Raw genomic sequence first — 18,598 nt, forward strand, 5'->3', positions numbered from 1 at the left:
ATCGCTATGTTGATAGATACACATACACATTTGGATGCGGAGCAGTTTGACGAGGATCGGGAGGAAACGATTGCTCGCGCCGTCGAGCAAGGGGTTTCGCGCATGATTAATATCGGTTTTAATCGGGATACGATTCCTACCACGATGAAGCTGGCCGAGAGCTATGATTTCATTTATGCCGCTGTCGGTTGGCATCCCCAGGATGCGATAACGATGAAGGAAGGCGATTTGGATTGGATTGCCGAATTGTGTCGCCACGAAAAGGTCGTTGCCATCGGGGAGATTGGTCTTGACTACTATTGGGATACATCGCCAAAAGATGTACAGCATGCTGTATTTCGCCAACAAATCGGGCTGGCCCGGGAGCTGGGAATGCCGATAGTCATTCATAATCGGGATGCCCATGAGGATACCGTTCGCATTTTGCAGGAAGAGAAGGCGCATGAAGTGGGTGGAGTTATGCATTCGTTCTCGGGAAGCTGGGAAACGGCTAAATTATGCCTGAATATGGGGTTTCACTTGTCCTTTGGAGGCCCGATCACGTTTAAAAATGCAAAACAGCCCAAAGAGGTATTAAAACAAACTCCAATCGACCGATTATTGCTTGAAACGGACGCCCCTTATTTGACGCCGCATCCTTATCGCGGGAAAAGAAATGAATCCGCATATGTCCAATTCGTAGCCGAAGCAGCCGCTGAATTAAAAGGGCTGTCCTTCCAAGAAATTGCAGAAAAAACTACCCAAAATGCACTGGAACGATTTGGCATTCGATGAAAATGGGAGGAAAAGCGGTGAAAAGAAGAGATTTCGGGAAAGATTAATACATTTTAATTTAAAACCCCGAGTTTATTACATTTTTTTAACCTTTTTCTAAAGAAAACGTTCTTGATCCGTCCTTTACAACATGCATCGAAACAGGATAGAATCTTTTCAGTGATCGAATTGGCCGAGTTTAGAGCAATGCAAATGGCCACGATCCATGTTCCATGAACCAGTCTCGCTGAGTCTCCATTTTGGAGAACGGGGGAACCGGATACGGTCTTGATGAAACTATTCTTGATTCACAGTCAACAGAAAGTAATCATGCCGTATTTGATTTCTTTGCAGGATCTTTGGGGTGAATTCGAGGTCATTGCGCCATGAGCGAATGAACTAAGAAAGGGCGGCTCTCTTCGTCCGAACCCGACAGCTAACCTCGTAAGCGTGTCAAGAGAGGCAACTTCGTGCATCCTATTACACCCAAGAACTTCAGGAAGCCACGAAAGAGTTGCTTTAACTCTTTCTCCCGGCTTCTTTTGTTTTGAATAATTGTAATAGGGTCATCATACTGTTCTATAACAGGAGGTGACAAATGCCGACCGGACTGGGGCAGGATGCGGGGTGCTGAACTTCTAGCATTTCGTAAAAAACGGATATAGTCACGTCAACATTTAATCATGCATTGACCTAGGGCGGGACTATGAAGGAGGACGGAAAGTGGGCATTTTCCAGAAAGAAGAGACCCATGAATCACGCTCATCCAGTATGTCTTACGCATTAAGATGGAAGCATGAGAATCTACGTCAGATATCGGTCGTCACTTTGTTAACTGTCGCAGCGATTATCGTCATTCTAATTTGGCTGAATGGCAGCAGCAAGAACATTTATTTAGTGGTGGACGGGGAGATCCAAGAGATCGAGACCCGCAAAACTGTAGTCAATCAAGTATTGGATGAACATGCTATCGTGCTGAGCCAGGGTGATACGATATCGCGGCCGCTCGAAAGCTCCCTCAAAGAAGGGGACCGGATCGTTATCGTAAGGGCGGTTCCGGTGCAGGTGAGCGTGGATGGTGCAACGAAGTCGCATCTAACGACTCAATCCAGTGTGCAGGGTATTATCAACGAGCTTGGCATTACGGTGAACCCGGAGGATAAAGTGACTCCGGAGCTGAGCAGCAAAGTTACCTCCGATCTCAAGATCAAAGTGGTACGCGTATCCAAGCATACGGTACAGACGAAAGAGACCGTGCCATTTGCCGTCGTCAAAACCTCGGATCCTAATTTGGAGAAGGGTCAGACGAAAGTGCTGCAGCAAGGCAGCGAGGGAGTAGTTATCCATCACGTTGAAAAAGTGTATGAAGACGGAAATTTCGTATCCAAGCGCTGGCTGAGCAAAGAGGTTGAGACGAAGGCTCAGGATAAAGTGGTTGCTGTCGGTACGAAGCCCAAGCCAGAAGCTGTGCTATCCGCTAATATATCCCGGACCGGGGGTCAAGTGGATATCAGTGGATTGACAACCAAAGGCGGCGTCTCGTTTAAATATAAAAAGGTGCTTAAGAACGTCACATTAACCGCATACTCCGCCGAAGAGGACGGGATCGGCACGAAGACGGCTTCCGGGACGCGTGTCACGGAAGGCAGAACGATTGCCGTAGATAAGAATGTCGTTCCTATGGGCTGGTGGGTATATATCGAAGGCATTGGGTTCCGCAGAGCCGAAGATACGGGTGGCGCCATTAAGGGCAATAAAATGGACGTTTATTTCGATAGTTTGAAATCTGCGAAAAACTTCGGCCGCAAGAAGGGCCGTACGGTTTATGTAATTGGTCCAAACAAACCAGAATTAAACTAACTCCTGTTTTACTTTGAACAGGGAATAAGATACTATAGATAAATGAAAAAGGTATGTAAAGAAGAGGAGAAGTCCTCTTCTTTTTGCGTATGAGGAAGAGGGTTAGCTTCTGATGATCAAAGAGGTTATTGTCGTGGAAGGACGGGACGATACCGTCGCCGTTAAACGCGCCGTAGAAGCGGATACGATTGAAACCGGGGGCTCGGCTGTCAACGAGGCCGTGCTGCGTAAGATTGCCCTGGCTCAGGAGCGGCGCGGGGTCATCATATTGACCGATCCCGACCATGCGGGTGAGCGAATCCGCAAAATTGTCGCAGGCCGGGTACCGGGCTGCAAGCATGCCTTCCTTCGAGAGGCGGATGCCACTCGGCGCGGGGATATCGGCGTGGAGAACGCTTCGCCCGAAGTAATTCGAGAAGCGTTGGGTCGCGTCCATACCGAAACAGTATCTGCCGCGAACGATGATAAATTGATCGATTGGGAAGACTTAATAGAGGCCGGTCTGATCGTTCACCCGCAAGCCGCCGCTAGACGGCGCGTGATCGGTGAATTGCTCGGGATCGGTTATTGCAACGGGAAGCAGCTGTATAAGCGGCTTACCGTATTTCGGATTAGCCGGGAAGAGTTTGCGGCTGCGCTGGCTCAACTGGAGGACAAAGGGGTTTAGAGTGCCATGAGTAGAGAAGATATATCGACGCCGCGCCGAACGAAGGAAATTATTCAACGGCATGGATTCTCATTTAAGAAAAGTCTCGGTCAGAATTTTCTGATCGATCAGAATATACTAGCCAAAATCATTGAGGCTGCCGGGTTGGACAAGACCAAGGGCGCTCTGGAGATTGGGCCGGGCATCGGTGCGCTGACAGAGAAGCTGGCACAGCAGGCCGGCAAAGTAACCGCTGTGGAGATCGACCAGCGGCTGCTTCCTATTCTGGAGGAGGTGCTCGAGCCGTATCCGCATGTGGATGTCGTTCATGGAGATGTCCTCAAGCTCCCTTTGCGCGACCTATTCGAGCAGCATTTTAAAGATGTATCCGGCGTTAGTGTCGTGGCGAATTTGCCGTATTACGTTACCACGCCGATATTGATGAAGCTGCTGGAGGAAGGGCTGCCTCTGGAGCATATCGTCGTAATGATTCAGAAGGAGGTTGCGGAGCGAATGGCCGCATCCCCCGGCGGCAAGGAGTATGGCAGCCTGAGCATAGCCGTTCAGTATTACAGCGAGCCTGAACTGGTCTGTATCGTGCCTCATACGGTATTTATTCCCCAGCCGAATGTGGAATCCGCGGTCATCCGCTTAAGCGTGCGTAAGCAGCCTCCTGTATCGGTAGAGGACGAGGGTTTTTTCTTTGACGTAGTGCATGCGTCGTTTGCCCAAAGAAGGAAGACGATTGCCAATAACCTGAAGAGCCGCTTTTTTCCAAAGGAAGGCCGTGAACGGTTGGAGCAGCTGCTTAATGAAGCGGGCATAGATCCAAGGCGCCGAGCCGAGACGCTTTCCTTGCAGGAATATGCTGTGCTTAGCAATGTGCTTTTTGCAGCAGGCCTGAAGCAATAGATATTTGTTGTTGAAATTTAAAAATCAACTTTTCAGCACCGAGAAGGTCACCAATCCCCGCTTTCGCCCATACCTTAGGGTAGAGGTGATTCATTTGACGAATTTGGGAGACTTGGTCGTCCGGAAATCATACGGCGGAGACGTGACATTCCGGGTAGAGAGCATACAGCATAATGAAGCTATGATCAAGGGAACGGAATTTCGGCTGCTGGCCGATGCGCCTTTGCACGATCTTGTAAAGGTCGATCCGGCTTCTCCAACGGAGAAGGCTAAAAGAGCGCGCATTAAAGCCACGGAGTCGCTTAAACGGCTGCACCGGGATCGTCAGGAGCAAACGGAACGTAATCAGGCTAATCTGAGTCCATTGTGGTACACGCAGAATGAGCCATCCTATTTTGAGGTTCCGGGCAAAGTCCTGCATCTGGACGGGGATGAGCGATATTTGAAAAAGAGTCTTGATCTGTACGAAAAGCTCCGGGTTCCCGCTCATGGCTATTACGTGACGGAATCGCAAATGGCGAACGCACTATATCGCTTGCTTCCCAGCATTCGCCCGGATATTGTCGTCATAACGGGACATGATGGTGTGCTGAAGAATCGCCCGCAAGCGGATCTTTACAATTTGACGAGCTATAAGAACTCCAGCCACTTCGTGGAAGCTGTACAGGCGGCTAGACAGTATGAGCGCCACTTCGATGCGTTAACCGTCATCGCAGGAGCTTGTCAGTCCCATTTTGAGGCTTTGCTGCAGGCTGGAGCTAATTTTGCCAGTTCACCCTCACGCGTCCTCATTCACGCGCTTGATCCGGTCTACATTGCAGCTAAGGTATCCTTTACCTCGATCCGTGATACCATTAATATGACGGAAATATTAAACAATACGATCAGCGGGACGAAGGGCGTAGGTGGAATCGAGACACGGGGCAGCTACCGGATCGGTCTGCCCAAGCTTAGGGACTTAGCTACCTTGAAGGTCGTGCCGTCCATGTAATGCTTATATTCAGTCTTTAGGCACCGCAAGGTGCTTTTTTGTTTTTTTACAAGGATTTATTAGCGGCTGGATAAAGCTGAATCGCGCGTTTTCCCCCTGTATTTTCAACTGATAAATCGCTCATCAAAAATATGTCGAAAAAAAATCGTTGACAATACTTTTTCCCGACTGATATAATTATTTGTTTTGCGTTTGACATGTGACTGTTTTTTGTGTATAATGGACAAAGAAAGAAGGTGGTCACAGGCAATGGCTAAAAATGCGCTGTCGGAAATTAAGCACAGTCTCGACGCTTATGTAGGACAGAAAATTATGCTGCGTGCAAACGGTGGTCGCCGTAAGACCGTCGAACGTACCGGCGTATTGGAGGAGACATATCCATCTGTCTTTATCGTGAAGTTGGATGAAGAGCAACAGACCTTTAAGCGAGTGTCTTACAGTTATGCCGATATACTTACCGAATCCGTTGAAGTTATGATTTGTGACGACAATAGCGACAACGAGATGCGGATTACGTATATTAAATAGTGAGCATCATGATTAGTCAGTAAACGGCTGCCCGCATTCATGCGGAGCCGTTTTTTTCTTTTTCCCGTTACTCCTGCCGTTCCCTTGGAAGGTATTTCGTCGTATGAAGGCTATTCAACAGCGCATACTATCGAATGTTCCTACATCCATCATTCTGTAAGGAGGGACATCCCATGGCACGGAGACGGCGTAGTGTGATGTCGGATGAGCTGAAGGTGGAGCTTGCGAAGGATCTGGGGTTCTACGACACCGTTCAGCAGGAAGGCTGGGGAGGCATTAAGGCGAAGGATGCCGGCAACATGGTGAAGAGGGCGATTGAGCTGGCAGAGCGTGCGGCTGCACGGGAATAATTCACAGGGGGCTTTCCTGATCCAGGAAGGCCCCCTGTTTGTTAACATATTAAGAATAAAGCGTACACACGACATGTATTTGACCGTCTGCAATAGACGAAGGCGGCAGTTAAATTTATAATATGGTAAACGTTATTACTTGCATAACAGTAAGAAATGATTCCATGGACATGCTGAGGGTGGTGTACGCCTTGAAGATTTACGAGAAAGCTCCGGCCAAAATCAATTTGATGCTGGACGTATTGCATAAGCGACCGGATGGTTATCACGAGGTTGAAATGATCATGACCATGGTGGATTTAGCTGATCGATTGGAGATGGAAGCCCTCTCGCGGGATACGATCATTATTTCGAGTCAGGCTGGCTATATTCCGCTGGATGAGAAGAACTTGGCCTTTCAGGCGGCTAAGCTGATTAAAGAACGGTACAACGTCCGTAGCGGCGTATATATTCATTTGGATAAAAATATTCCGGTAGCCGCAGGCTTGGCTGGAGGCAGCAGCGACGCAGCAGCGACGCTGCGTGGCTTAAACCGGTTATGGGATCTACAGATCCCCATGGAAGAGCTTAAGCAGCTCGGTGCTGAATTGGGGTCGGACGTACCTTTCTGCATTACAGGCGGAACGGCGCTTGCGACTGGCCGGGGGGAGCTGCTTACCCCCCTTCCCAATCCACCGCAGTGCTGGGTCGTGCTGGCGAAGCTGCCCATCAACGTATCGACGGCTGAAATTTACGGTCGCTTCCGCAGTGATGAAGTAATGACGCACCCTTCGGCGGATCGCATGCGGCAGGCAATTGAGCGCTTATCATTCCAAGGGGTATGCGAGGAATTAGGCAATGTGCTGGAAGAGGTGACTTTGAAGCTTTATCCCGAGGTGGCGCACCTTAAGGAATCGATGCTGAAGCTTGGAGCGGATGGCGTTTTAATGTCCGGCAGCGGGCCAACCGTATTCGGCCTGGTTTCTAAGGAATCCAAGGTATCCCGAATTTATAATGGGCTGCGGGGTTTTTGCAAAGAGGTATACGCCGTACGCCTGCTTACTTAAACATACTTGAATAAAGACGTACAAACGTGTAATATTTTCATTAAAATATTCGGATTTAGAGGGGTACTTCGTGAAAAAACTAAAAAGAAGCGCTCGATTGGTGGAAATGACGCGATTTCTATTGTCACGTCCCCATCATTTGATACCACTGACGACTTTTGCACAGCGTTACGGAGCAGCCAAATCCTCCATAAGCGAGGACTTGGCTATTATAAAAGAAGTATTCGAAAGCGAAGGCATGGGCGAGCTGCACACCTTGGCTGGGGCTGCCGGAGGGGTAAAGTATATTCCTATGGTAAGCAAGGAGCATGCCCTTGTATTTATTAATCAGCTTTGCGAGAAGCTGTCGCAGCCGGATCGTATTTTGCCTGGCGGATATTTGTATATGTCCGATTTATTAGGTCAGCCTGCACTCATGAATGAGGCCGGTAAATTATTTGCTACTATTTTTGCGAATCGCGAAATCGATTGTATCATGACCGTAGAGACCAAAGGAATACCTCTCGCCTATGCCACTGGAGCTGAGCTGAATTTACCAGTCGTGCTCGTAAGGCGGGACCATCAGGTTACAGAGGGATCTGCTGTTAGCATCAATTATGTATCGGGCTCGCATAAAAGCCTGCATACGATGACATTGTCGCGCCGTGCGCTCAAAGAGAAATCCAGAGTCCTGATTATGGACGATTTCATGAAGGCTGGAGGAACGATCCAGGGGATGGTAGACCTACTTGCCGAATTTGATGCCAAGGTCGCTGGAGTCGGCGTTCTCGTAGAATCGGGAGAGATCGAGTCGGAACAAAGATTGCTCCAGGATTATGTGTCCTTGGCAACGCTCACGGTGGTTGATGCTAAGGGGAAGGAAATCAAAGTTGAGCCTGGCAATTATTTTTCTATAGAATAACCGACTAGTTTTTATGTCGATTTATAAAAAATCAACTGTGTTATAGACGAATCATGTCGAAAATCTCATGATTTCAAAAAAATTCCTGAATTTAGGGTATTTTGTTCCATAAAAAAGGAGGATTTCCGTTGGCTATGTGGAATATTACACCAAGTCCCTGATGGAAAAAGGTGGTGAACACATATGCAAATTACGGATGTAAGGCTCCGCCGAGTCAGCTCGGAAGGCAGAATGAAGGCAATTGCATCCATTACCATCGATAACGAATTTGTTGTTCATGACATTCGCGTCATCGACGGAAATAATGGAATGTTTGTAGCAATGCCAAGCAAGCGCACACCGGACGGGGAGTTCCGGGATATCGCGCATCCAATTTCTTCAGGCACACGCGAGAAGATTCAAGCCGCAGTATTGGCTGAGTACGAACGCGCTGCTGACCAAGAAGAAGTTATTGAAGAAGGGGCTTAAGTACTGGTTTTTGTCTTAACCAATTGGGGTTCGAAGAAAAGGGTGCCATGTATATCATGGCTCTCTTTTCTTTTTGTCTTAAATAAGATATATTCAGTAATGAGTTCTAGAGAAGGAGGCCGGGGCCTTGAAAAGATTAGCGATTATTCTTGCTGCAGGTCAGGGGAAGCGCATGAAGTCCAAGCTTTATAAAGTGCTCCATCCCGTTTGCGGCAAACCGATGGTCGGACACGTTCTGGACACGGTTCAGCAAATTCATTGTGAACGAAGTATTGTGGTTGTAGGCCACGGAGCAGATGCTGTACAGTCATATCTCGGAACGTCGGCTGAATACGTTCTACAGGAGCAGCAGCTCGGTACGGGCCATGCTGTGAAGCAAGCAGAGCCGCTGCTGAGCAGTGAAGAGGGAATTACCATTGTCATATGCGGAGATACGCCCCTCGTGAAGCCAGAGACGCTGGAGGAGCTCATCGCCTTGCATACGAAGAGCGGTGCTGCGGCTACTGTGCTGTCTGCCTGGACGGAACGCCCGCAGGGGTATGGACGAATTATCCGGGGGGAGAATGGTTCTGTTGTGCGGATCGTAGAACAGAAGGATTGTTCTCCGGAAGAAGATGCGGTGCAGGAATTTAATACAGGCACTTATTGTTTTGATAATGCGAAGCTGTTTGCCGCTCTTGGCAAGGTAACGAACAACAATGCCCAGCAGGAATATTATTTGACGGATGTTATCGGTATTCTTGTAGATTCCGGCGAAGTTGTTGAAGGCTATATGACCGAGGATTATGCGGAGTCGATCGGCGTCAATGATCGGTTGGCCCTCTCGGAAGCAGAGCAGTTTATGCGGGAGAGAATTGCCCGGAAGCATATGCTGAATGGCGTTACCATCATCGACCCTCAATCGACGTATATCGGAGCGGATGTTCAAATCGGAGCGGATACCATTCTTTATCCGGGAACATCGCTATCGGGAAATACGTTGATCGGCGAGGACTGCGTCATCGGGCCTGGAACTGAAATAAATAATTGCAAACTCGACAACGGCGCAAAGGTTAAGCATTCGGTACTTATGGATGCTGAAGTAGGTAGTGAGGCTACCGTTGGACCTTTCGCTTATTTGCGTCCAGGTTCAAAGCTTGGATCGCACGTTAAGGTTGGAGATTTTGTGGAGATTAAGAACGCCTCGATTGACGAGGGCTCTAAAGTGTCTCATCTAAGCTATATCGGGGACGCCAAAGTGGGCAAAAATGTAAATATTGGCTGTGGTGCGATAACCGTCAACTATGATGGTTATAATAAATCTATTACGGAAATTGAAGACGATGCATTCGTGGGCAGTAATGTCAATTTGATTGCACCGGTAAAGGTTGGTAAAGGGGCTTATGTCGTTGCAGGCTCAACCATTACTCATTCCGTGCCGGATAACGACCTTGCCATTGCCAGAAATCGACAGGAGAATAAGGCAGGATATGCCGAGAAGCTTCGCGCCCGGGCAAAGGCCAGGCATGACAGAGAAAAATAATCATAGCTCTCGTTCACAAAGTGAACAACCTCTATTAGTAATGTCATAGCAAGATAGTGTAATATAGAAGTATGTGTTCATAAAAGTGTGTGCCGGGGAATCTTGATTTATTGCAGTAAAGGCATGACAACATATCGCAATGGAATGAGACGCAGTAACCATTTTAATGACCAGATCGATATGAACTATCGATACAGCACGGAGGGTTTTTATTTTATGACTTATTGTGATTCTAAACTGAAGATATTCACCTGTAACTCTAATCCCAAATTGGCGCATCAAATTGCCGATTATATCGGCATTCCGATGGGAGACTCGGATACGACAAGCTTCAGCGACGGAGAAATCCAGGTGAAGCTGTCCGAAAGCGTACGCGGCTGTCACGTATATATCGTGCAATCGACCTGCGCACCGGTCAACGATAATTTAATGGAGCTTCTGGTTATGGTGGATGCTTTGAAGCGGGCTTCAGCCAAAAGCATTAACGTGGTTATCCCGTATTACGGATACGCACGCCAGGATCGGAAGGCCCGTTCCCGTGACCCGATCACGGCGAAGCTGGTAGCGAATTTGATTGAGAAGGCCGGTGCGCATCGCGTCATTACAATGGACTTGCATGCGATGCAAATTCAGGGCTTCTTCGATATTCCGGTTGACCATATGCTGGGCGTGCCGATTCTGGCACAGTATTTCCGTTCCAAGCAAATTCCGAATCCGGTCGTCGTATCACCGGACCATGGCGGCGTTGTGCGTGCCCGGAAATTGGCGGATTTCCTGAATGCACCCCTGGCGATTATCGACAAGCGCCGTCCGGAGCCGAATGTCAGTGAAGTGATGAATATCATCGGTAACATCGAGGGCAAGACAGCCATACTCGTCGATGACATCATTGATACTGCCGGTACGATCGTACTTGGCGCCAATGCCTTGAAAGAAGGCGGTGTAGAAGAAGTATACGCTTGCTGTACGCATCCTGTGCTGTCTGGTCCGGCGATGGAACGTTTGGAAAACTCTCCGCTGAAGGAAGTTGTGGTTACTGATACGATTCCAATTACGCATCCGAATCCAACGAGCAAGCTTAAAGTGTTGTCGGTCGCTCCGCTGATGGGAGAAGCGATTATTCGCGTTCATGAGGAGCTCTCCATCAGTAAACTGTTCGAAATCGAATAAGGATTCCTTGTTATTCGGGGGTTACATCTTCCCATACGGAAGATGTAACCCTTATCGGCGTATTTACGTCTATATAGAGACACACGACGAAGCAAAGCGTATCCCGAAGGGAGAGCGTCTCCCAGCAGGGAGTAATGCATACAGCACGAAGAAGATCATGGAGCAAAGCGTATCCCGAAGGGAGAGCGTCTCTCAGCAGGGGGTCACGCATACAGCACGAAGAAGATCACGAAGCAAAGCGTATCCCGAAGGGAGAGCGATTCCTAGTAGGGAGTAACGCATAAATAGCACGAAGCCGCTCAATCACCTCCCTCCGCAGGAGCAGGGACGTAGAGCGGGCCCGTCAGGGCGACAAGCGGCTCAGAGCATAATACAGCCCGGGAGCGCCGAGCCTCCCCCATTCCGCAGCATGTTTCCAGGTTGCCCGGGTGCACCAAAAGTAAGACGTACCCGAAGGGGGAAAAACGTCCCACGCACCGAAAGTAGAGCGCATCCCCGAAGGGGACAGCGCGCAGGAGCGCCTCTGTACCTCCCACGTTCCCCCAATTTGCGGGAGTCCCGAGGGCTGCAGGCCCTGGGGGCCCTCCCTTACGGTAAGGGAGGGTTTGGGAGGGTTGAGATTCACTGAAAGGAGTATACCACCTCATGAAATGGATCGTAGGCCTCGGTAACCCGGGAGCCCAATATGAGAAAACAAGACATAACATCGGATTTATGGCGCTGGACGAGCTGGCTCGAAGGCACGGCATAGATATCCGCCAAAGCAAATGCAAAGCCCTGATCGGGGATGGCCTGATTGGCGGAAAGAAAGTTGCGCTCATTAAACCGATGACTTACATGAACTTGTCCGGTGAAGCGGTTCGGGCATTCATGGATTATTATAAGGTCAGCCTAGAAGACATGATCGTTGTATATGATGATCTGGATACTGAAATAGGCAGAAATCGCCTTCGTTACCAAGGAAGCGCCGGCGGTCATAACGGAATTAAGTCCATCATTCAGCATACCGGAACCCAAACGTTCAATCGGATTCGGATGGGCATCTCCAGACCGGAGCCGGGTTATGCCATCGTCGATTATGTACTGTCCTCTTTTGCAAAGAAAGAGAGGCCATTGTTGGATAATTCGATTCAAGAGGCGTGCGATGCGCTGGAGTTCAGCCTGGATCATACCTTCGAACAAACGATGGCTAAGTTCAACCGCTGATAACGGTTATAAACAAAGTTGTATTCCATTTTGCGACTGGAACAGAACCTCAGTAGATTATTGCAGCGAAATGCAGATTGTGACCGAGGCTAAACGTCGGTTATTCGGGGCATACTGAAGGTATAATGATGTTTCAGGAGGCATATAGATGGCAATAAACTATGTATGCAGACATTGCCGCACTCAAATTGGCCGAATTGAAGCTGCGGATATATCCGAAGCGCAGCTTGGTTTCCATTTCTTGACCCCCGATGAGCGGAGAGATATAATAGCGTATGATTCGAGCGGCGATACTACGGTTCGCGTGACTTGCGATTATTGCGCCGAGGCGCTATTGAATCATCCAGAGCTGACACTGCTCAACAGCCCGCTGCAATGACCAGGCGGAACAAACAGCGCAGGTTATACATCGATGGAGCTAGAATAGAGCCTTGGCACGGTTGCTGAGGCTCCTTTTTGCTTCGAGTCCACAGGCCGTGAAACGGCAGATATAGATTTTTAGTAAGTATTTTAAGAGAGGTGCCTCATTTGCTACAAGCACTTATACAAGCTTTTTCTAAGGACTCTGATTTTGCGACCGCTCTCGCGGGCGTCAACTCGGGGATGAAGGAACAATTGATTTCCGGTTTATCCGGATCGTCTAAACAAATCATGCTGGCCGCGATGTACAAGGAAACAGACCGTCCGCTGTTTGTCGTCACTCATAATATGTTTGCAGCTCAGAAAATTGCGGAAGATTTACAGGAAGCGCTATCGCCTGATGAAGTGCTGCTCTATCCGGCGAACGAGCTTGTCGCTGCCGAATCGGCGGTCTCTAGTCCCGAGACGCTGGCACAGCGGATTGAGGTACTGCTGAAATGCTCCCAAGGATTCAGGGGAGTTGTAGTAGTGCCTTATTCGGGCATCCGCAGATTCATTCCATCGCCAGAAACGATGGCTGCTGCGCATTTGGACATATCCCTAGGCGGCACTCTGCAGCTGGATCAATTTTTGAACAAAATGGTCGAGCTCGGCTACGAGCGTGTTGAACGAGTAGAATCGCGCGGAGAGATGAGCATTCGCGGGGGAATTATCGACTTCTATCCGCTGACTGCTGAAGTGGCCTACCGGATCGAGCTGTTCGATGACGAAATTGATTCGATTCGTACGTTTGACCCAGCGGATCAACGTTCCATCGATCAGGTGAAGCACGTTTCGGTGCCTCCATGCAAGGAACTTATCGCTTCCAAGGAGCGACTGGCCAAGGCGGCCCAGGACGTATCCGAACGGCTGGAGCAGCAGTTGGAGAAAATGACGGATCGTCAGGCAAAGCAAAAATTGAAAGAGGAGATTTCCAGAGAAATTGAACTGCTGCGTGAGCAGGTGTATTTTCCTGAAATCTATAAATATATTTCGTTAATCTACCCTGAGAGCAAAACACTATACGACTTTATGGCAGATGACACGCTGCTGATTCTGGACGAACCGGCTAGGCTGCTGGAGACGGCGAAACAGCTGGAGCGGGATGAAGCGGAATGGCACCTGCATCTGTTCCAGAATGGCAAAAGCCTGCCTGATCTGCCGCTTGCGATGGAGGGGGATCAGGTTCTTTACCGTCGTCCTTTTCAGACATTGTTCCTGTCGTTGTTCCTAAGGCAGGTGCCCCATGTTCAGCCGCAGAACATTATTAACTTCGTCAGCCGTGCGATGCAGGATTTTCATGGCCAAATGAACGTACTCAAAGCGGAAATGGATCGCTGGAAAAAGAGCGGAGCAAATGTGATCATGCTGGCGAACGGCGAGGAGCGCATCGAGCGGATGCGCCGGGTGCTGCTCGACTATGGCATTGATGAGCCTACCTTGCTGCAGGGGAACCTGCAGTCCGGGTTTGAGCTGCCTTCGGTACACCTGGTCGTTATTACAGAAGGGGAAATGTTCTCCAAGAAGCAGCGTAAGGCGCGCAAAGTAACGAAAAGCATGGATAACGCCGAGCGGATCAAAAGCTATACGGAGCTTAAAGTCGGCGATTACGTGGTTCACCAAAATCACGGGATCGGTAAATACCTCGGCATCGGTACACTGGAAGTCGGCGGCATACACAAGGACTATATGCATATTATGTATGCGGCCGGGGATAAACTGTCCGTACCGATCGAGCAAATTGATTTGATCCAGAAATACGTAGGTTCAGAAGATAAAGAACCAAAAGTATACAAGCTCGGCGGAAACGAATGGACGAGAGTCAAGAACAAGGTTCGCTCCTCGGTACAGGATATCGCCGATGATCTCATCAAGCTGTATGCCGATCGCCAGGCTTCGCCCGGCTATGGATTCGAGAAGGATACTCCCGAGCAGCAGGAGTTTGAGGCGATGTTCCCGTATGATGAAACTCGCGATCAGGTTAGAGCCATTGAGGAAATCAAGAAGGATATGGAACAGCCTCGACCGATGGATCGATTGCTATGCGGCGATGTGGGCTATGGAAAAACGGAGGTGGCCATACGAGCTGCTTTCAAGAGCGCTATCGAAGGCAAACAGGTAGCTGTACTCGTGCCGACGACGATTTTGGCACAGCAGCATTACGAGACGTTCCGTGAACGATTTGCAGGTTATCCGATCAACATTCAGACCTTGAGCCGCTTCCGCAGCCGCAAAGAGCAGAATGAGACGATAAAGGGTATTCGGCAAGGGACGGTCGATATTGTCATCGGTACGCACCGCCTTCTATCCCAAGACGTAGTATTCAAGGATTTAGGCCTGTTAATTGTCGATGAGGAGCAGCGGTTTGGCGTAACACACAAGGAGAAGCTCAAGAAGCTGAAGACCAATGTCGATGTCCTGACCTTAACCGCGACGCCGATTCCAAGGACACTGCATATGTCTATGCTCGGCGTGCGGGATTTATCGGTCATCGAGACGCCGCCAGAGAATCGATTCCCTGTTCAAACCTATGTCGTAGAGCATAGTCAGGCTCTCGTACGGGAATCCATTGAGCGCGAGCTAGCGCGGGGCGGGCAAATTTATTACCTGTATAATCGCGTTCAGGGCATTCAGGAGATGGCTGCGCAAATATCGATGCTTGTTCCGGAGGCTAGAGTGGGAGTAGGGCACGGCCAAATGTCGGAGCAGGAGCTCGAGAAGACCATTCTTGATTTCCTGGATGGCGAATATGACGTGCTGGTCAGCACGAGCATCATTGAGACCGGGGTGGACATCCCGAACGTAAATACATTAATCGTCCATGACGCGGATAAGATGGGGCTTTCCCAGCTTTATCAATTGCGTGGACGGGTCGGCCGCTCAAATCGGATCGCCTATGCTTATTTCACCTACCAGCGAGACAAGTCCTTGACGGAGGTAGCAGAGAAGCGCCTTCAGTCCATCAAGGAGTTTACGGAGCTCGGCTCCGGCTTTAAGATCGCAATGAGGGATCTATCCATTCGGGGGGCCGGAAACTTACTCGGTGCGGAGCAGCATGGATTTATCGCTTCTGTAGGATTTGACCTTTACTCGCAAATGCTGGCCGAGGAAATACAGAAGCGGAAGGTATCGATGCTTGGCGAGGAAGCGCCTGAGAATACGACATGGAATACGACGATTGACCTCGGCATTGATGCATATTTACCGTCCGACTATATTTATGATAGTATTCAGAAGATCGAGATTTACAAAAAAACAGCATCAGCAGCATCCTTTGAGGACGTGGCCGAGTTGGAGGACGAGCTTCTCGACCGCTTCGGCGAGCTGCCGGAGGCTGTAGTTAATTTGCTTTCCGTAGCCCGAGTGAAGCTATATGGGAAGCTTTATAGCATTGAGTCCATGACGCGGCGGGGTGACGAGGTTATCATTAAGTTCCTCGATGGGCGCGAGAAGGATATCATTCCGGCCAAACTTGCGGAAGTTGGCAATCTGTTCGGAAGGCGTGTACAATTTAATCAGGGTTCAGCCATGCTGATCCGAATCAAAACCAAGGAATTGGACGATAAAGCATTGATGGGTTTGTTGGAGCAATTCCTTGAGGCCCTGAAGGTTTCGTTCAAATTGAAAGGGGAACTACAAGATGTCTCGAAGTAAAGCACGTTCCTGGAAGACTCTTTTTATCGCGCTGGTAGCGGTTTTAACGATTTCCATGCTGGCAGCTTGCGGTAAGAAGGATGACGGGAATAAGGAAGCTGCAAATAACGGTAGCTCAGGTAAAGTGGTCGCCACCTATGAAGGCGGAGAAATCACGGAGAAGGAATTCGACCTGGAGCTGCGTATCATGAAGACACTTCAGCCGCAGATGGGACAGCTGCTGGAATTGGACGATTTCCGGGAATTTTTGGTGAAGCAAGCCATAACCTATGAATACTTGTCTGAGAAAGCCGACGATAAGGCGCAGAAGGAAGGCAAGAAAACAGCGGAAGATCAACTGAAGTCGATTAAAACGCAAATGGGCGATGACGCATTTAAGCAAATGCTGGACGCTCAAAAGGTGACCGAGGAAGAATTGAAAAACTACATGGTTCGCATCTTCACGGTAGTGGCCAGCCAGACGGCTGGAATTACGGAGGAAGACATCAAGACGGAATTTGAAGCGACCAAAGATGATTATACGAAAGCATCGGTACGGCATATTCTGATTGGCTTAACGGATGCGGAAGGCAAGGAGCGCAGCAAGGAAGATGCTCTGAAGCTAGCCAACGAAGTTAAGGCCAAGCTCGATAAAGGGGAAGATTTTGCGACCCTGGCTAAGGAATATTCCGAAGATCCGGGCTCCAAAGATAACGGCGGCCTTTATGAGAATAAGCTAGTAATGGAATGGGTACCTCAATTCCAGGAAAAGGCGCGGACGCTGAAGATCGACGAAATCAGTCAGCCCGTAGAGACCGACTACGGTTACCATATTATGCGGGTCGAATCCCGTACGGAGAAGAAGTACGAGGATCTGACCGAAGAGGAAAAAGACATGATCAAGAACTTGGTCGGTTCGAACAAGCTGGACGAGTTCATGGAGACGGAATTGGACAAGATCATCAAGAATATCGACCTGCCTAAGGCGGAGAACAACACGGAAACCGACAACGGAGCTGCAACGCCACCGGCAAGCGAAGGCAACGCAGGCACAGATTCGGATGGAACGAATAAGGGATCTGACAATAGCGGTAATACTGGAGCAAATGACAGTGGGCAAACGGATGGAAATGCAGGCAGTGCGAAGTAAGGCGAATTAGGTTTCTTACTTCACCTTTGAAGGGGCAGCGCGAAATATTTCGCGCTGCTTTCTTTTCCCAATCCGCCAATGAAGTTAATTTCAAGGTCAATTCGAATGAATAAGGTGCTGGAAAGGGATGAATACTATGGTCAGAATCACAGAAGCCGAGATCCCTTTATCATATACACAATCGCCAGCTAACTTGCTTGATGCAAGGGGATGCAAACCGTCTGCCATATCGCGGACTTTTGTAATTAAGTACCAGTACCAAAGGGCAAAGGAAATATTCATCGGACAGTAGTCAAAACTTCTTAAGAAAGCGGGGCAACATGTGATATGAAAGCTACTGGAATTGTACGACGTATTGATGATCTTGGACGGGTGGTCATCCCGAAGGAAATCCGCCGAACATTGCGGATTCGCGAGGGAGATCCGCTGGAAATCTTCGTGGATCGTGACGGTGAAGTGATTCTGAAAAAGTATTCCCCCATTGGCGAATTAGGCGATTTTGCCAAAGAATACGCCGAGTCTCTGTATGAAAGCACAGGCCATATTACGCTCATCTCTGACCGGGATACACTGATCGCGGTGGCTGGGGCTTCCAAGAAGGAGTACTTGGACAAGCAAATCAGTTCGCTGCTGGAAAGCAGCATGGATGGACGCAAAATTATGCTTGAGACGAATACGGGAAGTTATGAAATTAATAAGGATCATCCTGAGAATATATCCTCCTTCGTAATTGCTCCGATCATATCGGGCGGCGACCCTATCGGTACAGTAGTATTGATGAATAAGGATGATGCTGTAAAAATGTCAGAGCTTGAATCAAAAATGGCTGAGACGGCTGCAGGCTTCCTCGGCAAACAAATGGAGCAGTAATTCTAATCCTGCTGCTTCTGTAAAGCTGATGATCTCCCGCTTCTGCGAACGGTGAAGTTCCGTTTGGCAGGCGGGAGTTTGTTTGTAAAGACATGTTCAGCCAGGTGCATCAGGGGGCAGTTAACTTTAACGGGGGGCGAAATCGTCATATAATGGTACCTGATGCACATTTTGAAGTGTAAAGTAGGGTGCC

17 protein-coding genes and 1 riboswitch are annotated in these 18,598 nt (G+C 49.1%); all 17 genes read left to right on the forward strand.

Translation table 11 applies throughout. The features are described 5' to 3' along the window. The first annotated feature begins 6 nt into the window (after positions 1–6). The 17 genes from ACE3MQ_RS25315 (at position 7) to spoVT (ending at position 18,405) form a co-directional block, all read left to right on the forward strand. Positions 7–774, forward strand: coding sequence for a TatD family hydrolase (locus tag ACE3MQ_RS25315; protein WP_379398032.1), 768 nt, complete (start codon positions 7–9; stop codon positions 772–774). A 214-nt stretch (positions 775–988) separates the two neighbouring features. Further along, positions 989–1,220, forward strand: a riboswitch (cyclic di-AMP (ydaO/yuaA leader). 256 nt (positions 1,221–1,476) lie between these two features. Further along, complete coding sequence (locus tag ACE3MQ_RS25320) at positions 1,477–2,613, forward strand: G5 domain-containing protein (protein WP_379398034.1); 1,137 nt, start codon at positions 1,477–1,479, stop codon at positions 2,611–2,613. Between the two features lie 112 nt (positions 2,614–2,725). Next, positions 2,726–3,280 carry a ribonuclease M5 gene (gene rnmV, locus ACE3MQ_RS25325; RefSeq protein ID WP_379398036.1) on the forward strand — a complete coding sequence of 185 codons (555 nt, stop codon included), beginning with the start codon at positions 2,726–2,728 and terminating at the stop codon, positions 3,278–3,280. Between the two features lie 6 nt (positions 3,281–3,286). After that, complete coding sequence (rsmA, locus tag ACE3MQ_RS25330; RefSeq protein WP_379398038.1) at positions 3,287–4,171, forward strand: 16S rRNA (adenine(1518)-N(6)/adenine(1519)-N(6))-dimethyltransferase RsmA; 885 nt, start codon at positions 3,287–3,289, stop codon at positions 4,169–4,171. Between the two features lie 94 nt (positions 4,172–4,265). Further along, entirely contained in the window at positions 4,266–5,162 is an 897-nt protein-coding gene (yabG, locus tag ACE3MQ_RS25335; RefSeq protein ID WP_379398040.1) for a sporulation peptidase YabG, read from the forward strand. A gap of 249 nt (positions 5,163–5,411) precedes the next feature. After that, positions 5,412–5,690: a biofilm formation stimulator Veg gene (gene veg / locus ACE3MQ_RS25340; protein WP_379398042.1), complete on the forward strand. Its 279-nt coding sequence runs from the start codon at positions 5,412–5,414 to the stop codon at positions 5,688–5,690. A gap of 173 nt (positions 5,691–5,863) precedes the next feature. Beyond that, positions 5,864–6,040, forward strand: coding sequence for a small, acid-soluble spore protein, alpha/beta type (locus ACE3MQ_RS25345; protein ID WP_379398044.1), 177 nt, complete (start codon positions 5,864–5,866; stop codon positions 6,038–6,040). Between the two features lie 191 nt (positions 6,041–6,231). Next, positions 6,232–7,086, forward strand: a complete 855-nt coding sequence (ispE, locus tag ACE3MQ_RS25350) for a 4-(cytidine 5'-diphospho)-2-C-methyl-D-erythritol kinase (RefSeq protein WP_379398046.1) — start codon at positions 6,232–6,234, stop codon at positions 7,084–7,086. Positions 7,087–7,156: 70 nt separating this feature from the next. Continuing rightward, a complete protein-coding gene (gene purR / locus ACE3MQ_RS25355) occupies positions 7,157–7,987 on the forward strand; it encodes a pur operon repressor (protein ID WP_379398048.1) in 831 nt (276 codons plus the stop codon). 183 nt (positions 7,988–8,170) lie between these two features. After that, positions 8,171–8,455, forward strand: coding sequence for a septation regulator SpoVG (gene spoVG, locus ACE3MQ_RS25360; protein WP_110930526.1), 285 nt, complete (start codon positions 8,171–8,173; stop codon positions 8,453–8,455). Positions 8,456–8,582: 127 nt separating this feature from the next. Next, positions 8,583–9,977 (forward strand): bifunctional UDP-N-acetylglucosamine diphosphorylase/glucosamine-1-phosphate N-acetyltransferase GlmU, encoded by a 1,395-nt coding sequence (gene glmU, locus ACE3MQ_RS25365; protein ID WP_379398050.1) that lies wholly within the window; start codon positions 8,583–8,585, stop codon positions 9,975–9,977. A 216-nt stretch (positions 9,978–10,193) separates the two neighbouring features. Beyond that, on the forward strand, positions 10,194–11,147 hold the full coding sequence (locus ACE3MQ_RS25370; RefSeq protein WP_379398052.1) for a ribose-phosphate diphosphokinase: 954 nt from the start codon (positions 10,194–10,196) through the stop codon (positions 11,145–11,147). 645 nt (positions 11,148–11,792) lie between these two features. Then, positions 11,793–12,353, forward strand: a complete 561-nt coding sequence (gene pth / locus ACE3MQ_RS25375; protein ID WP_379398054.1) for an aminoacyl-tRNA hydrolase — start codon at positions 11,793–11,795, stop codon at positions 12,351–12,353. Positions 12,354–12,501: 148 nt separating this feature from the next. After that, complete coding sequence (locus ACE3MQ_RS25380) at positions 12,502–12,732, forward strand: anti-sigma-F factor Fin (protein WP_379398056.1); 231 nt, start codon at positions 12,502–12,504, stop codon at positions 12,730–12,732. A gap of 149 nt (positions 12,733–12,881) precedes the next feature. After that, positions 12,882–16,406: a transcription-repair coupling factor gene (mfd, locus tag ACE3MQ_RS25385; protein WP_379398058.1), complete on the forward strand. Its 3,525-nt coding sequence runs from the start codon at positions 12,882–12,884 to the stop codon at positions 16,404–16,406. Further along, positions 16,393–17,535, forward strand: coding sequence for a peptidylprolyl isomerase (locus ACE3MQ_RS25390; RefSeq protein ID WP_379398060.1), 1,143 nt, complete (start codon positions 16,393–16,395; stop codon positions 17,533–17,535). The genes mfd and ACE3MQ_RS25390 overlap by 14 nt, the downstream gene beginning before the upstream one ends. A 327-nt stretch (positions 17,536–17,862) precedes the next feature. Next, the gene (spoVT, locus tag ACE3MQ_RS25395) at positions 17,863–18,405 is read left to right on the forward strand and encodes a stage V sporulation protein T (RefSeq protein ID WP_379398062.1); all 543 of its coding nucleotides are present in this window, start codon (positions 17,863–17,865) and stop codon (positions 18,403–18,405) included. Positions 18,406–18,598: the final 193 nt, after the last annotated feature.

This window comes from Paenibacillus lentus (genome assembly GCF_042714055.1).
Taxonomy (GTDB): domain Bacteria; phylum Bacillota; class Bacilli; order Paenibacillales; family Paenibacillaceae; genus Fontibacillus; species Fontibacillus lentus_A.